Raw genomic sequence first — 25,951 nt, 5'->3', positions numbered from 1 at the left:
CCGGCCGACAACCCCGGGGCGGGGCCTTGGTGGGCTCCGCACAAAGAGGGTCGTGTACACCTCGGGGGGCGTGATGCTCGTCACGGAGGTGGGCGGGTGGGTGGCTCGTTTTGCGCGGGGGGCCGCGGCCCGGGGAGACTGTAGGTTCCCGCCAAAGTCTTTTGAGCCCCGAGAGCAGCGCTGAGCACCATGCACGATCCGCAGGCCACGGCCGCGCCCCTCGGGGACGAGGCAGCGCCCCTCGGGGACGAGAACGAACCGCTCGCCGGCGGCCTGAAGCAGCGCCACCTCACCATGCTCGGGCTCGGCGGGGTCATCGGGGCCGGGCTCTTCGTGGGGTCGGGCGCCGGGATCTCCGTCGCGGGGCCCGGCATCGTCGTCTCGTACCTGATCGCGGGCGCGCTCGCGATGTGCGTGATGCGGATGCTCGGCGAGATGTCCGCCGCGATGCCCGCGTCCGGCTCCTTCTCGGTGCACGCCGAGCGGGCGCTCGGCCGCTGGGCCGGGTTCAGCGTCGGCTGGCTCTACTGGTTCCTCCTTGTGGTCGTGCTCGCCGTGGAGGCGACGGGCGCCGCGCAGATCGCGAACGCCTGGGCGCCCGCCGTGCCGCAGTGGGCCTGGGTCCTGATCTTCATGCTGGTCTTCACCGTCGCCAACCTCGCCTCGGTGAAGAACTTCGGCGAGTTCGAGTTCTGGTTCGCGGCCCTGAAGGTCTTCGCGATCGTCGCCTTCCTGGTCCTCGGCCTGCTCGCGATCTTCGGCGTGCTGCCGGACACGGACCCCGTCGGCTTCACCAACCTCACCGGGCAGGGCGGCTTCCTGCCGAACGGCTGGGAGGGCGTGGTCTCCGGCGTGCTCGCCGTCGTGTTCGCGTTCGGCGGCCTGGAGGTCGTCACGATCGCGGCCGCCGAGTCCGACGACCCGGTGCGCTCGGTCGCCCGCGCGGTGCGCAGCGCCGTCTACCGGATCCTCTTCTTCTACGTCGGCTCGATGCTGGTCATCGTGACGGTGCTGCCCTGGACGGCGCAGAAGGCGGGCGTCAGCCCGTACGTCGCGGTCCTCGACTCGATCGGGGTGCCGTCCGCCGGGACGATCATGAACATCGTGGTGTTCGTGGCGCTGCTCTCGGCGCTGAACGCCAACCTCTACGGCTCCTCCCGCATGGTCTTCTCGCTGGCCGAGCGCGGTGAGGCCCCCAAGGCCCTGCTGAAGGTGTCGGGCGGCGGGGTGCCGCGCCGGGCGGTCCTCGCCTCCGTCGCCTTCGGTTTCGTCTCGGTCCTGCTCAATCTGAAGTGGCCCGACTCCGTCTTCCTCTACATGCTCAACTCGGTGGGCGCGGTGCTCCTGTTCGTCTGGGCGCTGATCGCGGTCTCGCAGCTGCGCCTGCGCCGGCGCATCGAGCGCGAGGCCCCGGAGCGCCTGGTGCTGCGGATGTGGGCGTTCCCGTATCTGACGTGGGCGGCGCTGGTCGCGATGGCCGCCGTGCTCGTCCTGATGCTGGGCGACGACGGGGCGCGGCCGCAGCTGCTGTGGTCGGCGGGGGCGACGGGGCTCGTCCTCGCGGTGGCGGGGCTGCGGGAGTGGCGCGAGAGGCGTGCGTGAACAGCAGGTGAACTTGTTGTGCGCATTTCTTCACAACGTGTGAGCGTCGTGTCCGTATAGCGGTCAGCTGTTCCCTGTCAGCGGTACCGGACCTCAGACTGTGGGCCGCTCGCTCCCCCGTCTCAGCTACTGAACAGGGCACGCCCATGTCTCGGACGTCCACCCCCCAGGACACAGCACCCGAAGCAGCACCCAAGGCCGACTCCCCGCTGGCGCACGGCCTCAAGCAGCGGCACCTCTCCATGATCGCCCTTGGCGGCGTGATCGGCGCGGGCCTCTTCGTGGGCTCCGGGGCGGGCATCGCCGCGGCCGGCCCCTCGATCGTCCTCGCCTATGCGATATCCGGCGCGCTCGTCATGCTCGTGATGCGCATGCTGGGCGAGATGTCGGCCGCGAACCCGGCGTCGGGCTCCTTCTCCGTCCACGCCGAGCGGGCCATCGGCCCCTGGGCGGGCTTCACCGCGGGCTGGGGCTTCTGGTTCCTGCTCTGCGTCGCCGTCGGCCTCGAAGGCATCGGCGCCGCGAAGATCATGGTGGGCTGGTTCCCCGACAGCCCCGAGTGGGCGTGGGTCGCCCTCTTCATGCTGGTGTTCTGCGGCGCGAACCTGACGGCCGTGAAGAACTTCGGCGAGTTCGAGTTCTGGTTCGCCGCCCTCAAGGTCGGCGCCATCACGCTCTTCCTGGGCATCGGCGTCCTCGCGATCCTCGGCATCCTGCCCGGCTCGGACGCCTCGGCCCCCGGCCTGGAGAACCTCACCGGCGAGGGCGGCTTCATGCCGAACGGCACGGACGGCCTGATCATCGGCCTCCTCGCGTCCGTCTTCGCGTACGGCGGTCTGGAGACCGTCACGATCGCCGCCGCCGAGTCCGAGAACCCGGTCAGGAGCGTCGCCAAGGCCGTGCGCACCGCGATGTGGCGCATCGCCCTCTTCTACGTCGGCTCGATGCTCGTCGTCGTGACGCTGCTGCCGTGGGACAACAAGGAGGTCGCCGCCAAGGGCCCCTACGTCGCCACCCTCGACCACCTGGGCATCCCCGGCGCCGGCGAGATCATGAACGTCATCGTCCTGATCGCCCTGCTCTCCGCGATGAACGCCAACATCTACGGCGCCTCGCGCATGTCGTACTCCCTCATCGAGCGCGGCCAGGGCCCCAAGGCGCTCGGCAAGGTCTCGGGCGGCGTGCCGCGCTACGCGGTCCTCGCCTCCTCCGTCTTCGGCTTCGTCTGCGTGCTGCTCAGCTACTGGCGCCCGGACGACGTCTTCCCCTGGCTGCTGAACATGATCGGCGCGATGATCCTGGTCGTCTGGATCTTCATCGCGGTCTCGCAGCTGATCCTGCGCCGGCGCACGGAGCGCGAGGCTCCGGAGAAGCTGGTCGTGAAGATGTGGGCGTTCCCCTTCCTCACGTGGGTGGCGCTCGCCGCGATGGCGTACGTCTTCTACCTGATGACGGACCAGCCGGACACGCGCAAGCAGCTCCTCGCCACGGGAACGTTGACGCTGGTGCTTGCCGTGATCGGAGTCGTGCGGCAGAAGATGGCGGAGAAGAAGGGCGCGGCGGTCGACGCCTAGGCACCGCCCCGAACCACGCGAAGAGCCCTGGACCCTCGGGTCCAGGGCTCTTCGCGTGTCCAGATATTCCCTTGTGGACCTAGGACGAAGGGCTGATCAACTTCGCGAGCCTGCTGCTGCTAGCCTGCAGTTGCGCATGAATTGCAATAAGCAGCAGTCGGAGGGCTCGGATCATGGCCATTTACACGCTTCCTGAACTTCCGTACGACTACGCGGCGCTCGAACCTGTCATCAACCCGCAGATCATCGAGCTGCACCACGACAAGCACCACGCGGCGTACGTGAAGGGCGCGAACGACACTCTTGAGCAGCTGGAGGAGGCGCGCGACAAGGAGACGTGGGGCGCCATCAACGGCCTGGAGAAGAACCTCGCGTTCCACCTCTCCGGCCACATCCTCCACAGCATTTACTGGCACAACATGAACAGCCCGAAGGACGGTGGCGGCGGCGAGCCGCTGGCCGCGGACGGCGTGGGCGACCTCGCCGACGCGATCACCGAGTCCTTCGGCTCCTTCGCCAAGTTCAAGGCGCAGCTGACCAAGGCCTCGGCCACGACGCAGGGTTCGGGCTGGGGCGTCCTCGCCTACGAACCGCTCAGCGGCCGCCTCATCGTCGAGCAGGTCTACGACCACCAGGGCAACGTCGGCCAGGGCTCGACGCCGATCCTGGTCTTCGACGCCTGGGAGCACGCCTTCTACCTGCAGTACAAGAACCAGAAGGTCGACTTCATCGAGGCCATGTGGCAGGTCGTCAACTGGCAGGACGTGGCCAAGCGTTACGCGGCCGCGAAGGAGCGGGTCAACAGCCTGCTGCTGGCCCCGTGAGCCAGGGCTGTCGTCCGCTCCCCCGGTGACAGCCCGTGAACGTCCTGCCTCGTGATCGTCTTCTCAACCTTCACCGAGGCAGGCGGATAGAGGAAAGGCCCCCGTGAGGACGTGACTCACGGGGGCCTTTCGGTATGCCGGTTCCGGTGGTGCTCGCCCAGGACCCGTCAGTCGAAGATCGGGCCCTGCGTCCTCGTGCGCTTGATCTCGTAGAAGCCCGGGATCGACGCCACCAGGAGCGTGCCGTCCCACAGCTTCGCCGCGTCCTCGCCCTTGGGGGCCGGGGTGACGACCGGGCCGAAGAAGGCGATCTGCTCGCCGTCGGCACCGGGGACGGCGATGACGGGCGTGCCGACCTCCTGGCCGACCTTGTCGATGCCCTCCTTGTGCGAGGCGCGCAGCTCGGCGTCGTAGGCGTCCGAGTCCATGTAGTCCGCGAGGTCCGTCGGCAGGCCCACGTCCTGCAGGGCGCCGATGACGGCCTCGCGGGTGGGGCCCTCGCCGCGGTTGTGGAAGCGGGTGCCGAGCGCGGTGTAGAGCTTGCCGACGACCTCGTCGCCGTGCTTCTGCTGCGCGGCGACGGCGACGCGCACGGGGCCCCAGGCCTTGGTCTCCAGCATCTCGCGGTACTCCGCGGGGACCTCGTCGAGCTTGTCCTCGTTCAGGACCGCGAGGCTCATCACGTGCCAGCGGACCTCGATGTCACGCAGCTTCTCGACCTCGAGGACCCAGCGGGAGGTCATCCAGGCCCACGGGCACAGCGGGTCGAACCAGAAGTCGACGGGGGTCTTGCTGCCGTTCTCCGACATGTCTCTCCCTAGGGAATCCGTTCGCATCTGGCGGGGAAAACGTCAGTGGCGCACCGGGGCATTCCCGGATGTCGGCCGCAGGCGGCACATGCGAGGATCGTAGACATTCGTACGAGTCTTGCGAGTCACAAGGGAGTGCCGCCCGTGCCCGGTGAGAATCTGTCCCGCGACGAGGCCCACGAGAGGGCCGCGCTGCTGTCCGTCGATGGATACGAGGTCTTCCTCGACCTCCGCTCGGCGGTGGGCGAGAGCGGTCAGGAGCCGCGCACGTTCCGCTCGGTGACCACGATCCGCTTCCGCAGCGCCGAGCCGGGCGCCGCGACCTTCGCGGACCTGCTCGCGCCGAGCGTCACGGCGGTCTCGCTGAACGGCAAGGACCTGGACCCCTCCGAGGTCTTCGACGGCACCCGGATCACGCTGGAGGATCTGGCCGAGGAGAACGAACTGGTGGTGGACGCCCAGTGTGCCTACAGCCGCACCGGTGAGGGCATGCACCGCTTCGTCGACCCGGAGGACGGCGAGGTCTATCTCTACACGCAGTACGAACCCGCGGACTCCCGCCGCGTCTTCGCGGGCTTCGAGCAGCCCGACCTGAAGGCGCCCTACCGCTTCGAGGTGCGGGCCCCCGAGGGCTGGACCGTGTGGTCGAACGGCGTCGGCGAACTGGCCGACGGCGTCTGGAAGTTCGCCGAGACCAAGCCGATCTCGACGTACATCACGGCGATCGTGGCCGGCCCGTACCAGTACGTGACGGACACCTACGAACGCGTCCTCGCCGACGGCACGCGCCTGGAGATCCCGCTCGGCGCGATGTGCCGCAAGGGCCTCGCCCCGCACTTCGACGCCGACGACGTCTTCCTGATCACCAAGCAGGGCCTGGACTTCTTCCACGACAACTTCGACTACCCCTACCCCTTCTGGAAGTACGACCAGGCGTTCGTGCCGGAGTACAACCTGGGCGCGATGGAGAACCCCGGTCTCGTGACCTTCCGCGAGGAGTTCATCTTCCGCGGCAAGGTGACCCAGGCGTCGTACGAGCGCCGGGCCAACATCATCCTCCACGAGATGGCCCACATGTGGTTCGGCGACCTCGTCACCATGCGCTGGTGGGACGACCTGTGGCTCAAGGAGTCCTTCGCCGACTTCATGGGCTCCTTCTCGATGGTCGAGGCGACCCGCTTCACCAACGGCTGGGTCACCTTCGCCAACAACCGCAAGGCGTGGGCCTACCGCGCCGACCAGCTGCCCTCCACGCACCCGGTCACGGCCGACATCCGCGACCTGGAGGACGCCAAGCTCAACTTCGACGGGATCACGTACGCGAAGGGAGCGAGCGTCCTGAAGCAGCTCGTCGCGTACGTCGGGCGTGACGCGTTCCTCGAAGGCACCCGGCGCTACTTCAAGCGGCACGCGTACGGCAACACCGTCCTCGGCGACCTGCTCTCGGTCCTGGAGGAGACCTCCGGGCGCGACATGGCGTCGTGGTCGCGGGCCTGGCTGCAGACCGCGGGCGTCAACTCCCTGACGCCGCAGGTCATCCTGAACGCGGAGGGCCGGATCACCGAGCTCGCCGTGGTGCAGGAGGCCGCCGAGTCGCATCCGGAACTGCGCCCGCATCGCGTGGCGGTGGGCCTGTACCGCAGGGCGGCGGGCGGCGCCCTGGAGCGGTACGCCCGCGCGGAGCTCGACGTCGACGGGCCGCGCACGGTGGTGGCCGAGCTGGCCGGCCAGGAGGCCCCCGAGCTGGTCCTGGTCAACGACGACGACCTCACGTACTGCAAGATCCGCTTCGACGAGAACTCGCTGGCGACGCTGCGGGAGCACCTCGGCGACATCCCCGACCCTTCCCCGAGCTCTTCGGGCAGGGGATACCCCATGGCCCGCGCGCTGTGCTGGTCCGCGCTGTGGAACCTCACGCGGGACGGCCTGATGCCCGCCCGCGACTTCATCGGCCTGGTGCTGCGCTTCGCCGGGCGCGAGAGCGACATCGGCGTGCTGCACATGCTGCACATGTGGGCGAACACCGCCCTCACCAGCTACACCTCTCCCGCCTGGCGCGAGGAGGGCGGCCGCGCGCTCGCCGAGGGTGCGCTGCGGGAGCTGCGGATCGCGGAGCCGGGCAGCCAGCACCAGCTGACGTGGGCGCGGTTCTTCGCGGCGGTGGCGTCCTCGGCGGCCGATCTCCAGCTGCTGCAGGGCCTGTTGGACGGCACGGCCAAGATCGACGGCCTGGACGTCGACCAGGAGCTGCGCTGGGCGTTCCTGAGCCCGCTGGCCGCGCACGGCGTCGCCGACGAGGAGGCCATCGCGGCCGAACTGGCCAGGGACGACACGGCTTCCGGCAAGCGGCACCAGGTGCGCTGCCTGGCCGCGCGGCCCTCCGCGGCGGTCAAGGCCCAGGCGTGGGCCTCCGTGGTGGAGTCGGACGCGCTGTCCAACGCCCTGGTGGAGGCGACGATCGCGGGGTTCACGCAGCCCTCGCAGCGCGAGCTGGCCGCGCCGTACGTCTCCAAGTACTTCGCCGCCATCGAGCGGGTGTGGGCCGAGCGGTCCATCCAGATCGGCATGGACGTGGTGAAGGGCCTCTTCCCGCATCTGCAGGGCGACGAGGCGACGTTGGCGGCCGCGGACGCGTGGCTCACGGCGCATGCCGGGGCGGCGCCCGCTCTGCGCCGCCTGGTCCTGGAGGCCCGCGACGACCTCGCGCGGTCGCTGCGGGCCCAGGCCTGTGACGGCGGGGCCGCCGTGGCCTAGGGCTGTGCGCTTCGGCGGGCGTCCCGTGGTGTCCTCCCGGCACCGCGGGGCGCCCGCCCCCGCGCGCCCCTCAGGCCTCGGGCGGCCTCCTGCGGCATGCCGGGAGCTTCCCTTCATCGGCAGTCGAACGTCCGTGCTTTAGGGCGAGCTTGTCCGGATTTGTCGACGGGCGTGTAACAGCGGTTAGCGGGGCGGCCGGCCGAGGGAACGACCGGGTCATGAACCACAACACCCCGCTCTCCCCGCTCCCCCTGACCCACCTCGCCGACGCCCAGCTCCGCGTCATGAGCACCGCCCAGCTCCGCGAGCACGGCGTCTCCTCCGCCGACGCGGGCACCCACTGCCGGCCCGGCGGCCCCTGGCAGCAGATCCTGCCGGGTGTGTGCCTGCTGCACCCGGGCCCGCCGACCAGCGAGGAGCGGCTGCACGGCGCGCTGCTCTACGCCGGCCGCCCGCCCGCCAGGACCGCGCAGGGCATCCCCGGCCAGCCCGGCGCGGGCGAGCCGCACGCCCCGTACGCGGACGCGATGATCACCGGCCTCGCGGCGCTCGCCCTGCACCGCTTCTCGTCCGCTCCCCCGCTGCTCTCCCTGGACCGCATCGACGTCCTGGTGCCCCGCACCCGCCGCCTGCGTTCCGTCGGGTTCGCGCGGCTCGTGCGCAGCCACACGATGCCGACTCCCCAGCAGATCACGGGAGTTCCGGTCGCCCCCGTGCCCCGCGCCCTCGCCGACGCGGTCGCGCAGCTCGCCGAGGCGGGCGCCGTGCGCAGGCTGCTCACCGAGGCGGTGCGCGGCGGACACTGCGAACCGGCCGCCATCGTCCGGGAGTTGAACCACGCCCGGCTGCTCGGCCGCCCGCACGTCGTGGACGCCGTCGACTCGCTGCTCGCCGAAGGGCGCGCCATCGCCGAGGACCGGCTGTACCGCATGGTCGCCGAGCACGGCCTGCCCGATCCGATGTGGAACGTCGACCTGCGGCTGCCGGGCGGGCCGCACCTCGGGGGCGTCGACGCGTACTGGCCGGACCAGGCCGTCGCCGTGGAGCTGGACACGAGGGCGCCCCGCCAGGACGAGGACGCCATGTGGTCCGAGTACGCCCGCAAGCGGGAGCACCTGGAGCGGCTCGGGATCACCGTCGTCCACATCACCCCGAAGAAGCTTCGGGATGCGCTGGAGCAGCAGGCGGCGGTGGTCCGGACCGCGTTGATGGCCTCCGGTGACCGGGAGCCCGCCGCGTACGTGGTGGTCCTGCCGAGATAACGGGGGCGTTGCGATCTGCTGGGCAGGAGGGGAGTGCAGGGGCGGTCATCCCGGGTATCGGGGTCCCGCCCCTGTGCGTTTGCCCGCAGACCGCATGTGGCTGGTCGCGCAGTGCCCCGCGTCCCTTACGGGGCTGCCCCGCGCCGCGGTCAATCCCGGCTGCAGAACTCCGCCTCCAGGATCGTTCCGAGGGTTCCGCCAGGGCCGTTGAAGTTGAGCGCCATCGCGTGACGGCCGTCCGCCGTCGTCAGTGCCGCGGACGCCGAGCCGTGGATGTCGCCGCCGTGGCCCCAGAGCTTCGTGCCACACGGGGCCCTGAAGGGTTCGATGCCGAGCCCGTACCGCCGGCCGGGCTGGTCATCTCCCTTCGGGACGGTGGTCAGCATCTCGGCGAGTTGCTTCTTCGGCAGGAGCTTGCCGCGCAGCAGTGCCGTGTAGAAGCGGTTCAGGTCCGCCGAGTTCGAGATCATCTCGCCCGCCGCGCCCGCCACGGACGGGTTGAACCCCGTCACGTCGTGGTTCTTGGCGTCAGGAGCGTCCGAAAGCTTGGTGTACGCCCGCGAACTCGGCTTCGGTACGGCGGGGTCGGTGCCCGGGACGGACGTGGCGCGCAGGCCGAGCGGCTTGATGACACGCTGCCGGATCTGCTGCGCGTACGGCGTGCCCGTGACCTTCTCGATGATCATTCCGGCGAGTACGTAGTTGGTGTTGGAGTACTTCCACGCGGTGCCGGGCTCGAAGTCCGGCTTGTGGCGCATGGCGATGGCGACCTGCTGTTCGGGGGTCCAGGTGTCGTGGCGATGCTTGAGGAACTCCTCCGTGAACACCTTCCGCCGGAAGTCGTCGTCCGTCGTCACGTCGAAGATTCCGCTGGTGTGGTTGAGGAGTTGGCGCACGGTGACCCGGTCGCCGTCGTGACCGTTCCCCTCGACGACGCCCGGCAGCCACGTCCCGACCGTGTCGTCCAGGTCGAGTCTGCCCTCGGCCTGCAACTGGAGAAGGACCGTCGCGACGAAGGTCTTGGTGATGCTGCCCGCTCGGTAGCGGTCGTGCTCTCCGCGCGGGGTGCCCCGGTCCAGGTCGCCGATGCCCGCGGCGGCGTTCCAGGGGCCGTGCCGGTCCGTCACCTGCGCGGTCACTCCGGGGGCGTCCTCGTTCACGGCGGCCTCCATCGCGCGCAGTGTCGCGCGGTGCCGGTCCCCGTCGCCGGGCGTCACCGCGAGCGCGGGGGCCGCGAAGGCCCCCGCGGCCACCGTCGCCGCGACCGCCGTTGCCGCCGCTCGCCTCCATCGTGTGCCTGCCGCCATGTCCCGCCCCTTCCGTGCACAGCTCTGTCGGCCGTTGTCGGCCGGGGGGACTCGCGGACCCGGTGCCGGGTTGAGCGGCATCGCAGGGTTGAGCCCGATTCAGCCTTTCCGCAGGATCAGTTCCGTGTTCCGGTCCCCCGCGTCGCCGCCCAACGCGGGCTTGGCGCCGGGGGCGTTGAAGGACAGCTCGCGGTAGAGCGCGCAGAGGCCGGTCTGGGAGAGGTCGGCGAAGTCGGTGCGGTGCGGGGCGGCGGACTCGATCAGCGTGGTGAACAGCGAGAGCGTGCCGTCGTGGTTGTCGGTGAGCTCCACCACCCGCGCCAGCTGCGGGAAGTCTATGTGCGAGGCGGTGGACACCTCCCAGAAGGAGCCGTGCGGGGTGCGGTGCGGGGTGATGGCGTTCTTGTGGCTGTGGCCGTTGACCCAGGCCACGACGGAGCGGTGGCGGCCGAGCAGCGAGACGATCTCGTCGCCGCCGTGCCGGGCCTCGCCGGGCCGCGCCGGGTCGTGCCGCAGGTTCCGCATGGTCCTGCTGGTGTGGTGGCTGAGGACGACGACGTACGAAGGGCCGCCGGAGCGGCTTTCGTTCGCCGTCAACACGCGCTCCAGCCAGCGCAGTTGTGTGGTGCCGAGCGAGCCTTCGTAGTGGCCGCCCGGGTCGGTGGTGTCCAGGCTGATGCCGAGCACGTCGTCGCTGATGCGGAAGGAGTAGTACTGGGTGGCGGAGGCGAGGTTCTCCTGGGTGTAGCCGTGGCCGATGGGGCCGGGTCCCGCGTGTGCCGGGTCCAGGTGCGCCTGGATGTACTCGGCGGGGGTGAAGGGCGCCCGTGACGGGTCCGGCGTGATGGACCGCATGCGCCGCCTCTCGCTCTTGAGGAGCTCCTTGAAGTGCGCGCCCTTGGGGTCGCGGCCCTTCTTCACGGCCTTCCACAGGGCGGCGCCGCGCGTCTCGTCCAGGGACATCAACTTCTTGTCCCCGACGGCGAATTCGGAGAAGTACGAGTCCTTGGGCGCCCAGCAGCCGCCGGGCAGCGCGTCGTGGTTGCCGACCGTGGAGTACCAGGGCAGGCCGAGGCCGGGGCTGTTGACCTCGCGGATCGCGGCGTCCAGGAAGCCGTGCAGGCGCGGGAAGCCGAGCTGCTTGTCGGCGTCGCGCAGGGCGTCGTCCGGGTGCCAGAACAGCTTCAGGCCGCTGGACTGCACGCCTTCGTAGCGGCGCGGGTCACCGGTGTTGGGGGTGATGCGGCCGCCGTTCATCACCGTGAGGAACCAGTCCAGTTCGGCACGGGAGTTGTTGTCGGTGTTGTCGCCGGTCGTCACCACGCAGTGCAGCGGCGCGCCGGTGGCGGGCGCGCCGCGCAGGGCGTTGACCCGCTCGACCAGGGAGGCGGCGCCGGCCACCGACAGGGACTCGTGGGGCCGCCAGGCGCTCGCGGTCTGCGCGCGCAAGTACTCGTAGCGCAGGGGGTGTTGCACGTCGACCAGGTGCAGGTCCGTGAACTGGACGAACGCGGCGAGCGCGGTGCGCCGTTCCTCGCGCCCCGCCCCGGCCGCCGCGAGGTCGCCGCGCACGACGCGCCGCCATGCCGGACCGTCGCCGAGCCGCCGATAGCCGGAGGTGCCGCGCGCGGCGGCGACGGTGAGCAGGGTGGTGCCGCCCCTGTAGGGCGCGAGGGGCGCGGCGGGCGCGGGCCGGGAGCGGGGGACGGCGGCGTGCCCCGCGGACGCGGCGTTGCCGGAGCCCGCGCCGGGGCCGAGCGCGTAGCCGATCCCCGCGGAGAGGGTGACCGCCCCGGTGGCGGCCAGGAACGCGCGTCGGTCGAGGGAAGCGGTGGCCGTGGTCGCCGTTCGGGCGGCGGCCGTGGCGGTTGCGGTGGCGACGGTGCGTATGCGCGACATGGCGCGGTCTCCCCGGGTGCGAACGCGTCGGCAGTGGTCGCGGGGGGCCCGGGCCTGGGTGCGGCCTGCGAACTCCCCGCTCGTACTGGATCGTTGGCAGCGGGGGTGACCTGCGCGTGAACGAGACCGCAACGGGCAGCGCCGATCACCGTACGTGGATCATCAGACACCCTGCGCGGTCACGTGACCCTCTCCGGGCGGAGAGGAAGCGGTCACTCCACGTTCACCTTCCGGGGAAGGGAAGGCGGGGAGCGGGGTCAGCGGGCGGGGCCCGTGGCGCCGCTGTGCCCGTCGGCCGGACGGGTGCGCCACAGCTCCAGGCCGATGTCGACGAGCCCGACGCGGTCGAGGTCCGGCACGGACTCCAGGGGGTGCCAGGCCGCGAGGTCCGTGGAGCCCTCGGTCTCGTGGCGCAGCTCGCCGCCGGTGATCCGCCCCTCGTACACGATCCGCAGGCCGTGGAAGTCGGCGACGGCGCCCAGCCTGCGCGGGTAGCGGCGGCGCAGGCTGTCGATGCCGAGCAGCGCGACCGGCTCGACGACGTAGCCGGTCTCCTCGTCGGCCTCGCGGATCACGGTGTCGTAGGGGTCCTCGCCGTGGTCCATCCCGCCGCCGGGCAGCGTCCAGCGCTTGCTGCCGTCACCGGCCACCCAGCGGGCCAGCAACACCTGCCCGTCGCGTACGCATACGGCGTAGGCCGCCACCCTCAGCTCTTTGTGCACAAGGTGACGCTAGCCCCCGGGACGCGGATTGGCAGGGGAGAACGGCGCCTGACGGTGCGGGAACCCGGGCGGCAGGGGGTTCGGACCGCGTCCGGGGCCATCGTGGCCTCCCGTGGGGTGCGGGCCGGCCGCGGGTTCGTCGTGGCTTGTCGCGCAGTTCCCCGCGCCCCTTCGGGGCCCTGCGGTCAACCAGTCACGTACCCTTGAGCGGTTAGCCCCGAAGGGAGCCCCCATGCCCGCCGCCAAGAGCCCGCACGACCCTCGCCCCCTCACCGGCGAGCCGCTCTCCCTCGACCTGCTCAACACCCGCTGGGTCCACGACGGCGTACGTGAGGACCTGCTGACCGACACCGAAGGGCTCGCGGTCTGGCTTGCGGCCAACGGGCTCGACGGGCGCTTCGCCGCGGACGGGCCGACCCTGGAGCACGTCCTGCGCGCCCGCGACGCGCTCGCCTCCGTGGTGGACGGCCCCGGCGACCCGGCCGGGATCGCCCGCGTCGACAAGGTCCTCGGGCACGGCCGCATCCGCGCGACGCTGACCGCCGAAGGCCCCGGCGAGGAGCCCGAGTTCAGGGACGCGACCTGGGGCGCCGCGTGGCTCGCGGCGCGCGACTACCTGAACCTCCTGGCCGCCGCGCCCGACCGGATCCGCGGCTGCGCCCACGAGGCGTGCGTCCTGCACTTCTTCGACACCTCGCGGAACGGCACGCGCCGCTGGTGCTCCATGGCGGCCTGCGGGAACCGCGCGAAGGCCTCGCGGCACTACGCGCGCTCGCGCGAGACGTGACGGGGCCGGGAACAGTTCCCGGCGCAAGTCCCTCTATACACCGCCTTGTCCGCCATGGCGCATGGCGGAATTACGCCATGCCCGATCACAGCTCGGACAACTCTCCCCAAACGGCAGTCACTTGCGTAAGGCTGAGCGGTCATCCGGCCCCGCATTCCGGAACTTCCCGTAATGCGGGGCCGTATCGACCCTCCTCCCGACCTTCACGCAGGGATGCCGATGCCCAGATCCAGTTCCAGCGCCAGACGCGCGCCCCGCCTCGCGATAGCCGTCGGCCTGACCGCCGCGCTCTGCGCGACCGGGGCCGCCCCGATGGCCTTCGCGGCGGACGGCGGCGGCCCCGCCGACAGCACGACCGCCCCCAAGTCCGCGGGCGACAAGCTCGGTTCGGCCGACGCCGATCTGCTCGCCGACGCCAAGGCGGACGGCGAGAAGACCGTCACGATGATGGTCGCCACCGCGCCCGGCGCCACCGAGCAGGTCGCAGGCCGGCTCGACGCCGTCAAGGGCGGCTCGGTGGGCCGCACCGACGACAAGCTCGGCTACGTCCGCGCGACCGTGCCGACGGGCAGGGCCGACGCCGCGATCAAGTCGGCGTCGAAGCTGTCGTCCGTGCACGGCATCGATCTGCGCCACGAGATCGAGCTGGACGACCCGACCCCGGCGGCGGACCGCGCCAAGGGCGCGAAGCCGGCCGCCAAGGGGACGTACCCGGGGCCGGACGAGAACACCCCCGCGAAGAACCCGTACAACCCGTCCGCCGAGACGGGCGCCGTCGACTTCGTCAAGAAGCACCCGAAGGCGGACGGCCGCGGCATCACCATCGGCATCCTGGACTCCGGCGTCGACCTCGGCCACCCCGCGCTGCGGAAGACCACCACCGGCGAGCGCAAGATCACCGACTGGGTCACCGCGACCGACCCGATCGTGGACGCGGACGGCACCTGGCGGCGCATGACCAACCCGGTCAAGGGCCCCGTCTTCACCTGGGACAGCGAGACGTGGAAGGCCCCGGCGGGCTCCTTCCAGGTCAACCGCTTCCGCGAGTCGGCCACCACCGGCGGCGACGCCAAGGGCGACATCAACCGCGACGGCGACACCACCGACAGCTGGGGCGTGCTCTACGACCCGGCGGCCGGGACGGTCCGCGTCGACCTGAACGACAACAACGACTTCACCGACGACGAGGCGATGAAGCCGTACAAGGAGGACCACCAGGTCGCCTACTTCGGCAAGGACGACCCGGCGACCGACGTCGTCGAGCGCGTCCCCTTCGTCGTCGAGATCCGCAAGGACGTCCCGACCGACCCGTACGGCGGCGACTGGGTCGGCAAGAAGGCCGACTTCGTCAACATCGGCGTCATCGAGTCCGAGCACGGCACGCACGTCGCGGGCATCACCGCGGCCAACGGCCTGTTCGGCGGCAGGATGAACGGCGCCGCCCCCGGCGCCAAGCTGGTCTCCTCGCGCGCCTGCACCTGGACCGGCGGCTGCACCAACGTCGCGCTCACCGAGGGCATGATCGACCTCGTCACCCGGCGCGGCGTCGACATCGTGAACATGTCGATCGGCGGCCTGCCCGCCCTGAACGACGGCAACAACGCGCGCGCCGAGCTCTACACCCGGCTCATCGACACCTACGGCGTGCAGCTGGTGATCTCCGCGGGCAACAGCGGCCCCGGCGCGAACACCATCGGCGACCCCGCGCTCTCCGACAAGGTCATCTCGGTCGGCGCCGCCATCTCCAAGGAGACCTGGGCCGCCAACTACGGCTCCCAGGTGGAGCGTTCGTACGCGATGATGCCGTTCTCCTCGCGCGGCCCGCGTGAGGACGGCGGCTTCGCGCCGATCATCTCGGCGCCCGGCTCGGCCATCAACACCACGCAGACCTGGCTGCCGGGCTCCCCGGTCGCCGAGGCCGGCTACCAGCTGCCCGCCGGCTACTCGATGCTGCAGGGTACGTCGATGGCGTCCCCGCAGGCCGCGGGCGCCTCGGCGCTGCTGCTCTCCGCCGCGAAGCGGGAGAAGATCGACCTCACCCCGGCGAAGCTGCGCACCGCGCTGACCTCGACCGCGGAGCGCATCCGCGGCGAGCAGGCGTACGCGCAGGGCACCGGCCTGATCGACGTCGTCGAGGCCTGGGACGCCATCGAGGACGACGCGAAGGCGCACACGTACTCGGTGAAGGCCCCGGTCGACACCGCCCTGGAGCAGGAGCTGAAGAAGCCCGGCACCGGCGTCTACGACCGCGAGGGCGGCCTGAAGGCCGGCCAGAAGCGGACGTACGACGTGACGATCACGCGCACCTCGGGTCCGGACCGCGGCGTCCGCCACGAGCTGGACCTGGCCAACAACCACGAGGGCACGTTCAAGATCCTCGGTGACGACGAGGTGACGCTGCCGCTGAACAAGCCGGTCACCGTCAAGGTCCAGGCGAAGGCCAAGTCGGCGGGGCTGCACAGCGCGATCCTCACCGTCGACGACGAGCGCACCGAGGGCGTCGACCAGCAGATCATGTCGACGGTCGTCGTCTCGGCGCCGCTCGCCAAGCCGTCGCACACCTTCTCTGCCGAGGGGTCGGTGCAGCGCAGCGCCCCCACGTCCTACTTCGTCACCGTCCCCAAGGGCGCCAAGTCCCTTGAAGTCTCGCTCGGCGGCCTGAAGGACAAGAGCCAGACCCGCTTCATCGCGATCCACCCCTACGGCGTCCCGGTCGACTCGACGTCGTCGATCGTCTGCTACCCGAACTACGAGAACCCCGCCAACACCTGCCGCCCTTCCTTGCGTTCGTACGCGGAGCCGCAGGCCGGTGTCTGGGAGATCGAGGTCGAGTCGCGCCGCACGTCGCCGCTGCTCGACAACCCGTACAAGCTGAACGTCGCCGCGCTCGGTGTCGCCTTCGACCCGGCCACCCAGACGCTCCCCGAGGCGAAGGTCGGCACCCCGGCGCCCGTCTCCTGGAAGGCCACGAACAACTTCGCGGCCGTCGACGGCAAGCTGAAGGGCGGCTCGCTCGGCTCGTCCAAGTCGGCGCGGCCCAGCATCAAGCAGGGCGAGACGCAGACCACCGAGGTCGTCGTGCCCGAGGGCGCGGAGCGGCTCGACGTGGCCATCGGCTCGACCGCGGACGTCGCCGCCGACCTGGACCTGGCCGTCAAGAAGGACGGCGCGGTCGTGGGCTCCTCCGCGGAGGGCGACTCGGAGGAGTCGGTCAGCCTGAAGAAGCCGGCCGCGGGCACGTACACGATCGAGGTCGTGGGCTACTCGGTGCCGTCCGGCTCGACCGCGTACGACTACCGTGACGTCTTCTTCTCGGGCGCGCTCGGCCAGGTCACCGTCGACGAGTCGAAGGCCGTGAAGCTGGCCAACGGCGCCTCGGCGCAGATCGACGCGAAGGTCGAGGCGAAGGCCCCGGCCGCCGAGGGCCGTGAGCTGTTCGGCGAGGTATCCCTGCTGAACGCGGGCGGCACGGTCGCGGGCAGCGGCAGCGTGAAGGTGGAGAAGGTCACGCCGTAACTCCCGACGCGGGCGGCGCGACCTGCCCGCCCGCCCCGATCGCCGGACGGGCTCTGCCGAGCCCGTCCGGCGCCCTTCACCGCTTCACCCCCGGCCTCGCGTCGCACTGGATCTTCTTCGCGCCCGGCAGGGCCTTGGTGATCATGGCGCGGAGGTGGGCGCGGTCCTCCTTGCTCCTGGCCCAGGTGTCCGGCTCCGCCTCGCCCTTGGCGATGGTGATCAGGATGTGGTCGCCCGGCTTGAGGCGGGAGTCCACGTCATGGGCCATGGGGAAGGTGAGCGTGCCGGTGCCGTTCCGGGGCTTGAAGTAGCGCGTCACGTCGAGCGTGATCCTGTCCCGCCCCGCGCCCGGCACCGCCTCGACCGCCGTGACCGTGCCCTCCACGATCAGGCGGGAGCAGGCGACCAGGCCCTCCGGGGTGAGATCCGCCGCCGCGGAGCCGCCGCCGTCGTCGCCCTGCGCCTCGGACGCCGCGCCCTTCGCCGCGTCCGCGTCGCCGCTCACGCCCTGCCCCGCGTCCACCGCGAGCCAGGCGAGACCACCGATCATGAGCGCCGCCACCGTCGCGGCGACGGCGGCGAGGCCGACCGCGAAGCGGTGCCTGGCCGCCGAGCGCGCGGGCCGGAGCGGGACGACTGCCCGCTCCCGCGGCGCGGGCTCCGCCGCCAGCGCGTCGCCCACCGCGCCGAGCCGCTCCCTCAGCAGCGTGACGTCCGCCACGGCCACGGCGTGGGCGGCGGCGAAGTCGGGGTCGCGCAGCGCCTCCTCCGGCACCGGTTCGTCCGTGATCGCGAGCATCAGCGCGTCGAAGCCCCTGTCCTGCCCTGGCACCTCACACCACCTCCCCTTCGTGCAGCCGCGCCCGCAGGAGCCGTACCGCCGTGTGCAGTCTGCTCTTGACCGTGCCCTCCGGAATGCCCAGCTCGTCCGCGATGGCCCGCACCGGCAGATCCGCGTAGAACCGCAGGACCACCACCTGCCGCTGGGCGTCCGGCAGCTCCCCGAGGCCCTGCGCGACGGCGAGCGAGGTGACCCGCGACTCCGCCCCGTCCTCGTCGCTCGCCTCGCGCCACAGCACCGCGAGCCGCTCCCCGAGCCGCTCCTGCCTGCGCCGGGCCCGGTGCCAGTCCATGGCCAGGTTGGAGGCGACGACGGCGGCCCAGGCGGACACGTCACGCGGGGCCTCGCGCCCGTCGGCCGCCCGCTCCAGGAGCTTCAGCCTGACCTGCTGCACCCCGTCCGGCAGATCGGCGTGCGGCACACCCCCGAGCGCGAGCACCGCCCTGACCCGGTCCTCCTGGGCCGCGTCCAGCGGGTCCGCTCCCTGGGCCCCCGTCCGCGCACGGCGCGTCTTCCTGCGCAGCAACGTGCCCCTCCCCTCCCCGCGTTTCCCCTACGACGCCGGGGGCGCCCGAAACGTTCGGACGAATGTGGCGTCCCGCACCTCGGACAATGGATTGGACAACGCGGCCCTGGACAGACGCATCATGGAGCAACCGCAGGCCGAGGTCACCAGGCCGCACGCACATACGGAGGAAGTCCCTGTGAAGGTCGGAATCGTCGGAGCCACCGGTCAGGTCGGCACGGTCATGCGCAAGATCCTCGCCGAGCGGAAGTTCCCGCTCGACGAGCTGCGCCTGTTCGCCTCGGCCCGCAGCGCCGGTTCGGTCCTGGACGGCGTGACGGTCGAGGACGCCTCCACGGCCGACTACTCCGGCCTGGACATCGTCCTCTTCTCGGCCGGTGGCGCCACCTCCAAGGCCCTCGCCGAGAAGGTCGCCTCGCAGGGCGCCGTCGTGATCGACAACTCCTCGGCCTGGCGCCGCGACCCCGAGGTCCCCCTCGTCGTCTCCGAGGTGAACCCGCACGCGATTCAGAACCGCCCCAAGGGCATCATCGCCAACCCGAACTGCACGACGATGGCCGCGATGCCGGTCCTCAAGCCGCTGCACGCCGAGGCGGGCCTCGAAGCGCTGGTCGTCGCCACCTACCAGGCGGTCTCCGGCTCCGGCCTCGCCGGTGTGGACGAGCTCTTCGAGCAGGTCAAGAAGGTCGGCGAGGACGCCCCGAAGCTCACGCACGACGGCTCGGCCGCCGAGTTCCCCGCCCCGGACAAGTACGTCGCCCCGATCGCGTACAACGTCCTGCCGATGGCGGGCTCGGTCGTGGACGACGGCCTGAACGAGACGGACGAGGAGCAGAAGCTCCGCCACGAGTCCCGCAAGATCCTGGAGATCCCCGAGCTGAAGGTCTCCGGCACGTGCGTGCGCGTCCCGGTCTTCACCGGCCACTCCCTCCAGGTCAACGCGCGCTTCGCGCGGCCGCTGAGCCCCGAGCGCGCCACCGAGATCCTCTCCTCGGCCGAGGGCGTCGTCGTCACCGAGGTGCCCACGCCGCTGGTCGCCGCGGGCAAGGACGACTCGTTCGTGGGCCGCATCCGCAAGGACGAGACGGTCGACAACGGCCTGGCGTTCTTCATCTCCGACGACAACCTCCGCAAGGGCGCGGCGCTGAACGCCGTGCAGATCGCGGAGCTGGTGGCGGCCGAGCTCAAGGCCGACCTCAAGGCCGACCTCAAGGGCTGACGCCTTCTCGTACGACGCCGGGGGCGGTCACCCTTCGCGGGTGGCCGTCCCCTTCGCGCACGCCACCGCCACCAGCGCGAGGGCGGCGAGCGAGCCGCCGAGCCACAGCGCGCCGCCGGGGCCGCTGCTGTCCGCGACCCGGCCGCCGAGGAAGGCGCCGAGCGCGATGGCCACGTTGAACACGCCCGCGAAGAGCGCCGACGCCGTCTCGCGGGCGTGCGGAGCCGCGGCCATCACCCAGTTCTGCGCGGAGACCGACACGCCTCCGTAGGAGAGGCCCCACGCCACGAGCAGCGCCACGGACGCGGCGAGCGAGCCGCCCGCGGGCACCATGAGGAGCATCACGGCCGCGAGCCCCGCACAGATGGCCAGCAGCGACCTGCGCGGGTCGCGGGCCGCGACGGCACCGCCCGCGAAGTTGCCGACGATCCCGGCCGTTCCGTAGGCGAGGAGCAGCCCGCTGATCAGGCCCGCGCCGATGCCGGGCACGCGCTCCAGGACGGGGCGGACGTAGGTGTACGCGGCGAAGTGGCCGGTCACCAGAAGCGTGACGGCGAGCAGCCCGGCCCGCAGCCTGCCGATGCGCAGCAGGCCGGCGAACGCGCCGAGCCTGATGCCCTCGCTCGCGGGCAGCTTCGGCAGGACCGCGGCGAGCAGCCCCGAGACGGCGAGGGCGAGCACGGCGAGGGCCACGAACCCCCAGCGCCAGCCCGCCAGTTCGCCCAGGAGCGTGCCCGCGGGCACGCCGATCACGGACGCCACCGCTATGCCGCTGAAGATCACCGCGGTGGCCCGGCCCGCGGACTCCTCGCGGACCAGGCGGACGCCGAGCCCGGCCGCGATGGCCCATACGCCGCCTATGCAGACGCCGACCAGGACGCGGGCCACGAGCAGGACGCCGAAGGCGGGGGCGAGCGCGGAGGCCACGTTGGCGGCGGCGAGCAGCGCCATGAGCGCGCACAGGACGGTGCGCCGGTCCGCCCGGCGCACCGCGACGGGCAGCAGCAGGGCGGCGAGGGCCGCGACCATGCCGGGCAGGGTGACGGTGAGGCCCGCAGTGCCGTCGGAGACGTGCAGGCCCGAGCCCATGGAGGTGAGGAGTCCGACGGGCAGCATCTCCGTGGTGACGACGGAGAAGGTGGCCGCGGCCACCGCGACGACGGCGAGGCGGCCGCGCGGTCGCGCCGGTGCGGCCTGGGGCGTGGGGAGTTGTGTGCTCTGAGACATGGCATCCACCCTCTGGGGGTGTCCGGCCGGGAACAACGCCGAAGATCTCATCCTTGTATGAGCCAGACTCATCGATCGCAGGAGAAGGACGCGCGCCGTGCACGGACCGGGGAACGGACTGGAGATCCGGGAGCTGGAGTGCTTCCTGGTGCTCGCCGAAGAGCTGCACTTCGGGCGGGCCGGCGAGCGCCTTTACGTCTCGCAGAGCCGGGTCAGCCAGTTGCTCGCGGCTCTGGAGCGGCGGATCGGCGCGCGCCTGGTGGAGCGTACGAGCCGCCGGGTCCGGCTGACCACACTCGGGGAGCGCTTTCTGGCCGAACTACGCCCTTCCTACGCGGAGTTGACCTCGGTCGTCGAGCGGGCGAGGGCGGCCGCACGGGGCGTCGACGGCACCTTGCGGATCGGCTTCCAGGGGACGGCGGACGCCCGTCTGATGCGGGCCATCGAGGCCTTCCAGGAGCACCACCCGGACTGCCTCACCGAGATCGTGGAGATCCCCTTCGCCGACCCGTTCGGGGCGGTGCGGTGCGGTGACGTGGACGCGGGCATCGTGCTGCTGCCGGTCGAGGAGCCGGATCTCGTCCTCGGCCCCGTCTTCTCCCGCCAGCGGCAGAACGTCGCCGTCTCCGTGCGGCACCCCCTGGCCGCGCGCGAGGTGCTCACCCCGGCCGACCTGGAGCGCACCCCGCTCATCTCGGCGGGCCCGCCGGCCCCCGCCTATTGGCGCAAGGCGCACGCCCCCTCCCCCGTGCGGGCCCCCGAGGTCCGCACGCTCCAGGAGGGCCTGACCCTGGTCGCCGCGGACCGGGGCGCGATGCTCCTGTGCCACCCGACGGCCTCGTACCACGGCCGCGAGGACGTCGTGTACGTCCCGGTCGACGGCGTCCCCGACTCGGTGCTCGGCATGGTCTGGCACCGCGACGCGGAGACGGAACGGGTCCGGGCGTTCGCGCGGGAGGTGGCCTCGGTCACGTGAGTCCGGGGGCCACTCACCCCACCCCCCAGGACCCCCGCCCGTTCAGCTCCGCCACGTCCACGCCCGTCGTCCTGCGGTAGGCCTCGTCCAGGGAGGCGAGTTCGGCCGGGGTCAGGACGTCCTCGACGCGGTCGAAGCCGTCGGGGGCGCGTTCAGCGACCGCCTGGAGGATGCGGTCCGCCGGCATGTGGCGGTTGGCGAGGACGATCGCGTTGACCGGCTCGCGCCGCACCTCCTCGTACGCCCGCAGGCCCGCCTCCCGGTCCGGCGCGGTGTGCGCGAGGCAGCGGGCGAGGACGCGGGCGTCGAGGATCGCCTGGGAGCCGCCGTTCGAGCCCACCGGGTACATGGGGTGCGCCGCGTCGCCGAGCAGGGTGACCGGGCCGCGGCCCCAGCGGGGCAGCGGGTCCCTGTCGACCATGGGGTACTCCAGGATGTTCCGGGTGGCCGCGAACATGGCGGGGACGTCCAGGTCGCCGATGCGCCACCCCGCGTAGTACGGGAGGACGTCGGAGAGCCGCCCCGAGCGGTTCCAGTCGGCGGGCCCGGCCATCCCGTGGTGGTGGGTCAGCGGGAACCGCACCTCCGCCACCCAGTTGAGCAGCGCGCGCCCGCGGTCCTGGGCCGGCCGCGAGATCGGGTAGACGACGAGCTTCGCGGTGGCGTTGCTGCCCGCGACCGCGACCGTGCGCCCGCCGAGCACCGGCTGCCAGTCGACGGTGCCGCGCCACATCCGGATGCCGTTCCACAGCGGCGGGCCCTCGCCCTGGTGCAGCGTGGCCCGCACCGCCGAGTGCAGCCCGTCCGCCCCGACCAGGGCCCGCACCCGCACCGCGTACTCCCTGGCGCGCCCCATGTCCCGCAGGATCACCCGCAGCGCGGAGCCCTCGCGCTCGGCCAGGCGCACGAAGGCGGTGCCGGTGCGCACCGCGTGGTCGCCGAGCCGGTCGCGCACCGCGTCGAGCAGCAGCAGCTGCAGGGCGCCGCGGTGGATGGAGTACTGCGGCCAGTGGTAGCCGAGGGCCAGGCCGCGCGGCTCGGCCCAGATGCGGTTGCCGTGCCGGTCGAAGTGGACCATCTGCTCGGGGGCGACGGCGGTCGCCGCGAGCTCGTGGCCGAGGCCCAGCTCGGTCAACTCCCGCACCGCGTGCGGCAGGAGGTTGATCCCCACGCCGACGGGGCGCAGCTCGTCGGTGGCGTCCACCACGCGGCAGTCGATGCCCGCCGCGTGCAGACTGAGCGCCGTGGTCAGCCCGCCGATGCCCGCGCCCGCCACCAGTACGTCGATCATGACCGCCGCACGCCCCGCCCGGTCGAGCCCGGCCCCACGAATCCCGGCATCTCCCGCATCCCCCTGTGCTCCCCGACCGTCCTTGTGGCCGTGGTCGGCGGCCCGCCCGGAGCGGTGCGAACGCGCGGAGCGTAGCCCCGTGGCAGCGGGAGAACAATGGCCCGGGCGGCCATCCGGGGCCGCATGGAAGGATGGCCGGAAACACCACAAGTCGCACCCGAGGAGATGACCGCGTGCCCGGCACCAATCTGACCCGCGAAGAGGCGCAGCAGCGTGCGAAGCTGCTCACCGTTGACTCGTACGAGATCGATCTCGACCTCTCCGGCGCGCAGGAGGGCGGTACCTACCGCTCCGTGACGACGGTGCGCTTCGACGCCGCCGAGGAGGGCGCCGAGACGTTCATCGACCTGGTGGCCCCCGCGGTCCACGAGGTCGTCCTGAACGGCCACGCGCTGGAGATCGGCGCGGTGTTCCGCGACTCGCGCATCGCGCTCCGGCACCTGTTGGCCGGCCGCAACGAACTGAAGGTCGTCGCCGACTGCGAGTACACCAACACCGGTGAGGGCCTGCACCGCTTCGTCGACCCCGTCGACCAGCAGGCCTACCTGTACACGCAGTTCGAGGTGCCGGACGCCCGCCGCGTCTTCGCCTCCTTCGAACAGCCGGACCTGAAGGCCACGTTCCAGTTCACCGTGAAGGCGCCGAGCGGCTGGACGGTGATCTCCAACTCGCCGACGCCCGAGCCGAAGGACGACGTCTGGACCTTCGAGCCGACCCAGCGCATGTCGACGTACGTCACGGCCCTGATCGTCGGCCCGTACCACGCGGTCCACTCGACCTACGAAGGCCCGAACGGCCAGTCCGTGCCGCTCGGCATCTACTGCCGCCCCTCGCTCGCCGAGTTCCTCGACTCGGACGCGATCTTCGAGGTCACCCGGCAGGGCTTCGACTGGTTCCAGGAGAAGTTCGACTACAACTACCCCTTCCCGAAGTACGACCAGCTCTTCGTGCCGGAGTTCAACGCGGGCGCGATGGAGAACGCGGGCGCGGTGACCATCCGCGACCAGTACGTGTTCCGCTCGAAGGTGACCGACGCCGCGTACGAGGTGCGGGCCGCCACGATCCTGCACGAGCTGGCCCACATGTGGTTCGGCGACCTGGTCACCATGGAGTGGTGGAACGACCTGTGGCTGAACGAGTCGTTCGCCACCTACGCCGAGGCGGCCTGCCAGGCGTACGCGCCGGGCTCGAAGTGGCCGCACTCGTGGACGACGTTCGCCAACTCCATGAAGACGTGGGCCTACCGCCAGGACCAACTGCCCTCCACGCACCCGATCATGGCGGATATCCGTGACCTGGACGACGTCCTGGTCAACTTCGACGGCATCACGTACGCCAAGGGCGCGAGCGTCCTGAAGCAGCTCGTCGCGTACGTCGGCGAGGACGAGTTCTTCCGCGGCGTGCAGGCGTACTTCAAGCGGCACGCGTTCGGCAACACGCGCCTGTCGGACCTGCTCGGCGCCCTGGAGGAGACCAGCGGCCGGGATCTGAAGACCTGGTCGAAGAAATGGCTGGAGACGGCGGGCATCAACGTCCTGCGCCCGGTCGTGGACGTCGACACGCGGGGCGTCATCACGTCCTTCGCGGTCAAGCAGGAGGCGCCCGCGCTGCCCGAGGGCGCCAAGGGCGAGCCGACGCTGCGGCCGCACCGCATCGCCATCGGCCTCTACGACCTGGACGACGCGTCCGGCAAGCTGGTCCGCACGGACCGCGTGGAGCTGGACGTCGACGGCGAACTGACCGCCGTGGACGCCCTGGTGGGCAAGCACCGCCCGGCGGTGATCCTGCTCAACGACGACGACCTGTCGTACGCGAAGGTCCGCCTGGACACGGAGTCGCTGGCGTTCGTCACCGACCACATCGGCGACTTCGAGGCGTCGCTGCCGCGGGCGCTGTGCTGGGCGTCGGCGTGGGACATGACGCGGGACGCGGAGCTGCCCACGAGGGAGTACCTGAACCTCGTCCTGTCCGGCATCGCCAAGGAGTCCGACATCGGCGTCGTGCAGTCGCTGCACCGCCAGGTGAAGCTGGCCCTCGACCTGTACGCGGCCCCGGCGGGCCGGGAGGCGGCGCTGACCCGCTGGACGGAGGCGGCCCAGGAGCACCTGCGGGCCGCGGAGCCGGGCAGCGACCACCAGCTGGCGTGGGCCCGCGCCTTCGCGGCGACGGCCCGCACGGACGCCGAACTGTCCCTGCTGGAAGCCCTGTTGGACGGCTCGGAGTCGGTGGAGGGCCTCGCGGTCGACACGGAGCTGCGCTGGGCGTTCGTGGTGCGGCTCGCGGCGACGGGGCGGCTCGACGAGGCGGGCATCGCGGCCGAACTGGAGCGCGACAAGACGGCGGCGGGCGAGCGGTACGCGGCGTCCGCGCGGGCGGCGCTGCCGACGGAGGAGGCGAAGGCCGCGGCGTGGGCGTCGGTCGTCGAGTCCGACACCCTGCCCAACGCCATCCAGGAGGCGGTGATCGGCGGCTTCGTCCAGACCGACCAGCGTGAACTGCTCGCGCCCTACACGGAGAAGTTCTTCGCGGCGATCAAGGGGGCGTGGGACTCGCGCTCCCACGAGATGGCGCAGCAGATCGCGATCGGCCTGTACCCCTCGCTGCAGATCTCCCAGGCGACGCTGGACGCGACGGACGCGTGGATCGCCTCGGCCTCGCCGAACGCGGCGCTGCGGCGTCTGATCACGGAGTCGCGGGCGGGCGTGGAGCGGGCGCTCAGGGCTCGCGCCGCCGACGCGTAGCCCTCGGGCCGGGC

18 protein-coding genes are annotated in these 25,951 nt (G+C 71.7%); 10 read left to right on the top strand and 8 right to left on the bottom strand.

Annotated features, from left to right (window positions below):
* The first annotated feature begins 189 nt into the window (after window positions 1-189).
* The 3 genes from ACZ4D5_RS01985 (at window position 190) to ACZ4D5_RS01975 (ending at window position 4,000) form a co-directional block, all read left to right on the top strand.
* Complete coding sequence (locus ACZ4D5_RS01985) at window positions 190-1,602, top strand: amino acid permease (RefSeq protein ID WP_467770372.1); 1,413 nt, start codon at window positions 190-192, stop codon at window positions 1,600-1,602.
* Window positions 1,603-1,748: 146 nt separating this feature from the next.
* Window positions 1,749-3,176 (top strand): amino acid permease, encoded by a 1,428-nt coding sequence (locus ACZ4D5_RS01980; protein WP_467770371.1) that lies wholly within the window; start codon window positions 1,749-1,751, stop codon window positions 3,174-3,176.
* Between the two features lie 173 nt (window positions 3,177-3,349).
* Window positions 3,350-4,000 carry a superoxide dismutase gene (locus ACZ4D5_RS01975; protein ID WP_362339562.1) on the top strand — a complete coding sequence of 217 codons (651 nt, stop codon included), beginning with the start codon at window positions 3,350-3,352 and terminating at the stop codon, window positions 3,998-4,000.
* Window positions 4,001-4,167: 167 nt separating this feature from the next.
* Here ACZ4D5_RS01975 and ACZ4D5_RS01970 read toward each other — a convergent pair whose 3' ends face one another.
* The gene (locus ACZ4D5_RS01970; RefSeq protein WP_467770370.1) at window positions 4,168-4,809 is read right to left on the bottom strand and encodes a mycothiol-dependent nitroreductase Rv2466c family protein; all 642 of its coding nucleotides are present in this window, start codon (window positions 4,807-4,809) and stop codon (window positions 4,168-4,170) included.
* A 144-nt stretch (window positions 4,810-4,953) separates the two neighbouring features.
* Here ACZ4D5_RS01970 and pepN (ACZ4D5_RS01965) point away from each other — a divergent pair, with 144 nt between their 5' ends.
* Both pepN (ACZ4D5_RS01965) and ACZ4D5_RS01960 read left to right on the top strand, forming a co-directional pair.
* Complete coding sequence (gene pepN / locus ACZ4D5_RS01965) at window positions 4,954-7,563, top strand: aminopeptidase N (protein WP_467770369.1); 2,610 nt, start codon at window positions 4,954-4,956, stop codon at window positions 7,561-7,563.
* A 218-nt stretch (window positions 7,564-7,781) separates the two neighbouring features.
* Entirely contained in the window at window positions 7,782-8,825 is a 1,044-nt protein-coding gene (locus tag ACZ4D5_RS01960) for a hypothetical protein (RefSeq protein ID WP_467770368.1), read from the top strand.
* A gap of 149 nt (window positions 8,826-8,974) precedes the next feature.
* Here ACZ4D5_RS01960 and ACZ4D5_RS01955 read toward each other — a convergent pair whose 3' ends face one another.
* The 3 genes from ACZ4D5_RS01955 to ACZ4D5_RS01945 form a co-directional block, all read right to left on the bottom strand.
* Window positions 8,975-10,132, bottom strand: coding sequence for a serine hydrolase domain-containing protein (locus ACZ4D5_RS01955; protein WP_467770367.1), 1,158 nt, complete (start codon window positions 10,130-10,132; stop codon window positions 8,975-8,977).
* A gap of 99 nt (window positions 10,133-10,231) precedes the next feature.
* A complete protein-coding gene (locus tag ACZ4D5_RS01950; protein ID WP_467770366.1) occupies window positions 10,232-12,031 on the bottom strand; it encodes a TIGR03767 family metallophosphoesterase in 1,800 nt (599 codons plus the stop codon).
* 257 nt (window positions 12,032-12,288) lie between these two features.
* On the bottom strand, window positions 12,289-12,753 hold the full coding sequence (locus tag ACZ4D5_RS01945; protein ID WP_467770365.1) for an NUDIX hydrolase: 465 nt from the start codon (window positions 12,751-12,753) through the stop codon (window positions 12,289-12,291).
* A 232-nt stretch (window positions 12,754-12,985) separates the two neighbouring features.
* Between ACZ4D5_RS01945 and ACZ4D5_RS01940 the strand changes: the two genes are divergently transcribed.
* Together ACZ4D5_RS01940 and ACZ4D5_RS01935 are read left to right on the top strand one after the other, a co-directional pair.
* Window positions 12,986-13,540 carry a CGNR zinc finger domain-containing protein gene (locus tag ACZ4D5_RS01940; RefSeq protein WP_467770364.1) on the top strand — a complete coding sequence of 185 codons (555 nt, stop codon included), beginning with the start codon at window positions 12,986-12,988 and terminating at the stop codon, window positions 13,538-13,540.
* Between the two features lie 219 nt (window positions 13,541-13,759).
* Window positions 13,760-17,056, top strand: coding sequence for a S8 family serine peptidase (locus ACZ4D5_RS01935; RefSeq protein WP_467770363.1), 3,297 nt, complete (start codon window positions 13,760-13,762; stop codon window positions 17,054-17,056).
* A 76-nt stretch (window positions 17,057-17,132) separates the two neighbouring features.
* Here ACZ4D5_RS01935 and ACZ4D5_RS01930 read toward each other — a convergent pair whose 3' ends face one another.
* Window positions 17,133-17,888 (bottom strand): hypothetical protein, encoded by a 756-nt coding sequence (locus ACZ4D5_RS01930; RefSeq protein ID WP_467770362.1) that lies wholly within the window; start codon window positions 17,886-17,888, stop codon window positions 17,133-17,135.
* Between the two features lies 1 nt (window position 17,889).
* Window positions 17,890-18,423 (bottom strand): RNA polymerase sigma factor, encoded by a 534-nt coding sequence (locus ACZ4D5_RS01925; RefSeq protein WP_467770361.1) that lies wholly within the window; start codon window positions 18,421-18,423, stop codon window positions 17,890-17,892.
* 178 nt (window positions 18,424-18,601) lie between these two features.
* Here ACZ4D5_RS01925 and ACZ4D5_RS01920 point away from each other — a divergent pair, with 178 nt between their 5' ends.
* Entirely contained in the window at window positions 18,602-19,642 is a 1,041-nt protein-coding gene (locus tag ACZ4D5_RS01920) for an aspartate-semialdehyde dehydrogenase (RefSeq protein WP_467771467.1), read from the top strand.
* Window positions 19,643-19,669: 27 nt separating this feature from the next.
* Here ACZ4D5_RS01920 and ACZ4D5_RS01915 read toward each other — a convergent pair whose 3' ends face one another.
* Window positions 19,670-20,869, bottom strand: coding sequence for an MFS transporter (locus ACZ4D5_RS01915; RefSeq protein WP_467770360.1), 1,200 nt, complete (start codon window positions 20,867-20,869; stop codon window positions 19,670-19,672).
* 97 nt (window positions 20,870-20,966) lie between these two features.
* On the opposite strand from ACZ4D5_RS01915, the gene ACZ4D5_RS01910 reads away from it, so the two are divergent.
* The gene (locus tag ACZ4D5_RS01910; RefSeq protein WP_467770359.1) at window positions 20,967-21,845 is read left to right on the top strand and encodes a LysR family transcriptional regulator; all 879 of its coding nucleotides are present in this window, start codon (window positions 20,967-20,969) and stop codon (window positions 21,843-21,845) included.
* Window positions 21,846-21,858: 13 nt separating this feature from the next.
* Here the strand turns inward: ACZ4D5_RS01910 and ACZ4D5_RS01905 are convergent, their stop codons facing one another.
* Window positions 21,859-23,136 (bottom strand): flavin-dependent oxidoreductase, encoded by a 1,278-nt coding sequence (locus ACZ4D5_RS01905; RefSeq protein ID WP_467770358.1) that lies wholly within the window; start codon window positions 23,134-23,136, stop codon window positions 21,859-21,861.
* Between the two features lie 233 nt (window positions 23,137-23,369).
* Here ACZ4D5_RS01905 and pepN (ACZ4D5_RS01900) point away from each other — a divergent pair, with 233 nt between their 5' ends.
* Window positions 23,370-25,937, top strand: coding sequence for an aminopeptidase N (pepN, locus tag ACZ4D5_RS01900; RefSeq protein ID WP_467770357.1), 2,568 nt, complete (start codon window positions 23,370-23,372; stop codon window positions 25,935-25,937).
* Window positions 25,938-25,951: the final 14 nt, after the last annotated feature.

This window comes from Streptomyces sp. NPDC025651, assembly GCF_055558735.1.
This window is presented reverse-complemented; position numbering and strand designations above follow the sequence as displayed.